The 4,741-nt window shown below is 62.7% G+C and carries 8 protein-coding genes; 2 read left to right on the top strand and 6 right to left on the bottom strand.

The window, feature by feature from the left end; all coding sequences use genetic code 11:
- Positions 1–88 precede the first annotated feature (88 nt).
- Genes P9M14_11950 through P9M14_11925 form a run of 6 tightly spaced genes read right to left on the bottom strand, consistent with a single transcriptional unit; the run spans position 89 to position 2,924 of the window.
- Positions 89–1,429, bottom strand: a complete 1,341-nt coding sequence (locus P9M14_11950) for a terminase family protein (GenBank protein ID MDP8256452.1) — start codon at positions 1,427–1,429, stop codon at positions 89–91.
- On the bottom strand, positions 1,419–1,829 hold the full coding sequence (locus tag P9M14_11945; GenBank protein ID MDP8256451.1) for a hypothetical protein: 411 nt from the start codon (positions 1,827–1,829) through the stop codon (positions 1,419–1,421). The genes P9M14_11950 and P9M14_11945 overlap by 11 nt, the downstream gene beginning before the upstream one ends.
- A complete protein-coding gene (locus P9M14_11940; GenBank protein MDP8256450.1) occupies positions 1,822–2,073 on the bottom strand; it encodes a hypothetical protein in 252 nt (83 codons plus the stop codon). Before P9M14_11940 ends, P9M14_11945 begins: the two co-directional genes overlap by 8 nt.
- Positions 2,070–2,333: a hypothetical protein gene (locus tag P9M14_11935; protein MDP8256449.1), complete on the bottom strand. Its 264-nt coding sequence runs from the start codon at positions 2,331–2,333 to the stop codon at positions 2,070–2,072. The genes P9M14_11940 and P9M14_11935 overlap by 4 nt, the downstream gene beginning before the upstream one ends.
- 2 nt (positions 2,334–2,335) lie before the next feature.
- Positions 2,336–2,758: an NlpC/P60 family protein gene (locus P9M14_11930; protein ID MDP8256448.1), complete on the bottom strand. Its 423-nt coding sequence runs from the start codon at positions 2,756–2,758 to the stop codon at positions 2,336–2,338.
- Positions 2,721–2,924 (bottom strand): DUF350 domain-containing protein, encoded by a 204-nt coding sequence (locus P9M14_11925; protein ID MDP8256447.1) that lies wholly within the window; start codon positions 2,922–2,924, stop codon positions 2,721–2,723. Before P9M14_11925 ends, P9M14_11930 begins: the two co-directional genes overlap by 38 nt.
- A 166-nt stretch (positions 2,925–3,090) precedes the next feature.
- Between P9M14_11925 and P9M14_11920 the strand changes: the two genes are divergently transcribed.
- Positions 3,091–4,185, top strand: a complete 1,095-nt coding sequence (locus P9M14_11920; GenBank protein MDP8256446.1) for a hypothetical protein — start codon at positions 3,091–3,093, stop codon at positions 4,183–4,185.
- Between the two features lie 31 nt (positions 4,186–4,216).
- Positions 4,217–4,741: DUF2190 family protein (locus P9M14_11915; protein ID MDP8256445.1), on the top strand; the 525-nt coding region annotated here is incomplete at its 3' end.

Here is a 4,741-nt window from a genome sequence, read left to right as displayed (position 1 = left end):
GGTGATCGACTTGCCCGCGCGGCGCAGAACGATATCGGGATTGGGCAGCAGCCCGAGCAGGCTGCGCATCTCGTAGGCGGATGTGGCTCTAGTAGCCCGCTCGCCAAGAAGTTCTTTGGACATTGAAATTCTCCGACAGCTTGATCGACTCGCGCCGACCGCGGGTGGTGGGGTTGGGGACTTGGATAGTAGGCCGGGTGGCCGCGTGATTCCCCAGGGCACCGGCCCAGAACCTATCGGCGTGGGAAACCTTGGCCTTCCCGCCTTCGCCTTGGCCCTCTCCCTCCTCGTAAGAACGGATGCGGATATTTCCCGAGGAAGTGATTTCCTTTCCCACTGAATTCAGGTCGGAGCGGACCTTGAAATCGCCCTGGGGGATTCGTATGCGGCCGTCTTCAAAGGCTCTGTAAAACGACAGCGCCAGATCCTCTTTCACGGCGGCGGTGAAGCTCACGGCCTCCACCTTGGACTTGCCGAATTTATCCTGCGCCTCCTCGGCCATCTGCATGCCCAGGCCGGTTGAGTCGATGCAGGCGCGGCGCACCATCGGCAGAAATTGATAGAGGGTTTCGCGCATGTACTTAAAAGGCCGGTTGTGCATCTCGATAATGGCGCGCGTCCACAGCACATCCCCGAGCAGCTCGAAAAGCCATATCACCGCGAGGTGACGGCGGCGAGCGATATCGAACCCAAGCAACATATCTCCGGTCGGCACGAATCCGAACGGCATGGCAGCCGTCGCAAACTCATCCTCCGCACGGTCGATCAGCTCATGCGACAGGAGGGTCGAACCCTCGTCGATATATTTGCATTCGTACTCCTGGGCGAAGCCGTCCGGGTCGTCCATGCCTTCCCGGATGTAATCGATATCAACGTCGAGGCCGTCGGCCACGGCGTCGTAGATCGTCGTCGTGAACTTAGTGGCGCGCCTGTTTTGAGAGACTTTGTAAAAGCGGTTTCGGCGGCCACGAGGGGAACCGGCGATGCGCAATCTGTAGCCCCGCGTCGTGATCGGGAAGGCCGCGCGCCAGATCTCGGTTTGGTCAGGATGGCGGCTGTACTCATCGAGGTACACGTTGCCCGTGTGACCACGAATGGTGTCCGGGTTGCTCGGCAGGCTGAAGATCATGCGGCCGTTTGGCAGCACGCATTCTGTGCGGCTCTCTTTTTCAGCTTTCACCGTGTCCCCGGTCATGGCCCCGAGTACACGCAGATGGGCGTAGACCTTGCGCATCAGGTGAATCGATTGGCGCATGGACGACGAGCAGAGCATGGCGTCACAGTCGAACGCCAGGCTCTCTTGGATAGCCTCCAATGAGATGGTAAAGCTCTTGCCGATCTGCCTGGAGGCCTCCCAGAATTTCAGCCGCGAATGATCGTTACTGTACCGCTGCTGGAAGGGGTAGAGGATTACGCGGTCAGACGACATCGATGCCGTAATAGCGCTGGAGGGTCTCTTGCAGCAGCTCCTTGAGCTGCTCCGGAGAGCGCTTTTCCTTCTCGTCTTCCTCGAGCTTTTTTAATTCGCGGTTCGTGTAGGGCTGGGAGGCCGCCATAATCTTGGCCAGGGCATAGACCTTTTGCGGATCAGGATCCTCATCCGCGAGGGCGAGGTTGAGCAGCTTATTTTTAAGTTCGGCAAGACCAAGCGCAAAGTGCTTCTCGCTTGCTAGGTAGCGCTTGCGCAGGCGCTCCCAATCGCCTTTGGCCTTCCACTTGGAAAGCGTGGTCGCGGACACGCCGACACGCCGGCTGATCTCGGCCAGGCTGTGGCCCTCGCGCACAAAGAGGGTCTGGGCCTCGTCGTACCAGGCGGCGGTTTTACCCAAGATCGCGCTCCAGGGCCTCGGCCTTGGCCGAGACCTCGCGCCACTTGTTGCGGCAGGCTACGAGCAGACGCATGCTCTCGGCGGCCACATCGAGCTGATCCAGGTCGGCCAGGTCGCTGTAGGGCGGGAGATAGGTGCGGATGGTCATCACGTAGCCGTCCGCCTCGTTCTCCAGTCGCTTCAGCTCGCGCTGCAATTCCTGGAGCCGCCCCATCAGCCGCAGGCGTTCCTCGCGCACGCTCATCCGCGGGTCTCCCGTTTTACCATCGGGCAAAACTGGTTGTCGTGGATCATCTGCTGCAAGCGCGTCGTTTCGCGCGTGAACATCAGCAGCGCGTCGCGGATCTCGACCAGAAGCTGCCCGTCCTGTTTGACCATCTGACGGTAGGCGTCGATCTTGCGATGGTCGAAGTACCAGATGATGAGGATGATTCCGGGCAGGCCGAAGGCTTTGAGCACCTGCAGGGCCATGTCGAACGCGGATACCGTTTGGATCGGATCCATGCTTACTCCAAAGATTTGATGCCGGCGAAGTGCCGGTCGTAGGTGTTGCCCGGGGTAAAGCGACCGAGCACGAAGCCGCGTCGGCTGCTCGCGTTGTAGAACTCGTTGCCGGCCTTGATCATGCCCACGTGTCCGAAGGGGCGGTGCGCGGAAAAGGTGAACCAAACCAGGTCGCCGAACTCGCCGTCACGCCAGTTTGATTTCTCGGTTCCGCCCCAAACCGCCCACATCTTGCGCGCCGTGGTGCGCGGGTAATGGAAGCCCGCGCGACGGCAAACGTACCAGAGCGATCCGGAACAGTCGGCGCCGGATTGGCCCTCGCCGCCCCAAACGTATGGCACGCCGAGGAAGGCCTCGAGCTCGGCCGCGAGGCGCTCGTAGCGCGGATCAGAATATCCCGCTGATGGCGAGGCCCAGGCCGACAAACAGGCCAGCGAGCACAAGACCAACAGCCAGGTTGCCGTTCTTGATCTCAGCGACAAAGTTCACCTCCGGCGTGGCGCGATCGACGATGTGATAGGCGGCCATGAACAGCACAACGGCCAACAGGCCGCTGATCACACTGGCGCCCAGGTAGCTGACGAGTCCCATTGAATCCTCCGTAGCGGTGCATTGCGCGCCCATTCTAGGCAGGCGGGCGAGGACGTTTTGGACGTGCCGGACGTACCGGACGAATAATCGCGGACGCCCCTGCGGATAGCGTCCAGTCCGTCCGGTGCGTCCAATGAGCTGCGAATAATCCTGTTAGCTTTTGCGCATGCCGAACGACGCAACCAACTGGTTCGAGATCTTCAAGCTGGGCAAATACCCGCAGGGCGACTGGTCCGATCCGTCCAAAATAGACGGTGTGATCGCGCGCTATGACGCCTCGGTTCACGAGGCGCCGTTGATTCTCGGCCACTCCCAAGACGATCAATCCGAGCAGCCGTCCTACGGCTGGGTGACCGCGCTCAAGCGCGTTGGTGATCGCGTCCTGGCGCAGGCTAAGCAAGTTCCGCAAGTGTTTCGTGAGGCGGTCGAGGGCGGGCGTTTTCCGAAGCGCTCGGTTGAGATCTGGCGCGACCTGGATGGCGGCGGCCCGTATCTGCGCGCCATCGCCTTCCTCGGTGCGACCACGCCGCAGATCAAGGGCCTGACGCCGGTCAAGTTCGGCGACGGGGGAAAATTTGACGTTTTCGAGCTCGAGGCCGAGGGCGGCTTCGACTCGTTCGAGCAGGAAAACCAGCCGGGGAGCGGGGGCGCCCCGGATGCCCAAGGGAACGGGGCGCCCCCGAAAAACACGGAGGAACAGATGGATCTACAGGCACAGCTCGACGCCCTGCAAAAGCAGATGGCCGAGCTTCAAGCCGGGAAAGAGTCCGAGGCCGCGAAGTTCGCGGAGGACGCGAAGAAGCAGGCCGAGGCGCTCAAGGCCAAGGACGGCGAGCTGGCCAAGCTCAAGGCGCAGGGGCATCGGTCCGCGCTGGAAAGCTATTTCGACAAGCTCGCGGCCGAGGGCAAGGCGGCTCCGGCGTGGAAGGACGCGGGGATCGTGGCCTTCATGGAGCAGCTTGAGAGCGAGGCCGGCGACGAGGTCGCGGTTCTCAACTTCTCGGATGAGAAGAAGGAAATCACGCCGCTGACCTGGTTCCAGGAATTCCTGGGCGCGTTGCCCGAGGTGGTGGACTTCAAAGAGATCGCCACCAAGACCAAAGCTCAACCCGAAACCGAGATGAGCAAGTTCAACGCCCAGGGCGGAAACCTGGATGCGGAGCGCGCGGAGCTCGACGCCACGGTCGAGCAGTACCGCAGCGAGCACCCGGACAAGAGCTACGGCGAGGCGCTGGAGATCGTGACCCAGCAGGCTCGCTAATCCCCCGACCGAGGGGGCACAGGAGAGACAGATGCAATACAGACCGATCCTGACCCTGCCGTTCACGGCCTCGGGGGCCGTCGCGGCCAACCGCTTTGTGGGCCATGACGGCGCGCTGTGCGGCGCGGACGCCAAGTCCCTGGGCGTCACCCGCTTCGGCGCTGACGACGGCAAAGCCGGCGAGACGATCGTGCTCGGCACGGCCGTGCTGGAGGTCGGCGAGCAGGTGGCCAAGGGGGATCGACTGGTTTCCGACGCCAACGGCAAGGGCCTCAAGGCAACGGCCCTGGCGGCCGCTGTAACGGCCGAGATCGCGGCCGCGCTCGACGCGGCTCCGACGATCACCGCCGCGCTGGACGCCGCACCGACGATCAGCGCCAGCGTGGACGCGGGCGATACTCCGGTCACCTCGACCGGGGCCAATGGCGAGATCATCACCGCCTCGTCCGATGCGCCGGGGATCACCGCCTCGTCCGATACACCGACGATCACCGCGACCACGACTCCGGAGGCCGTGCTGAGCGGCGGCACGCTGCCCCAGGCGATCAACGCCATC

The organism is Candidatus Alcyoniella australis (genome assembly GCA_030765605.1).
Lineage (GTDB): Bacteria > Lernaellota > Lernaellaia > JAVCCG01 > Alcyoniellaceae > Alcyoniella > Alcyoniella australis.
The sequence above is the reverse complement of the archived record's forward strand: the minus strand, read 5'-3'. Positions and strand labels throughout refer to the sequence as shown.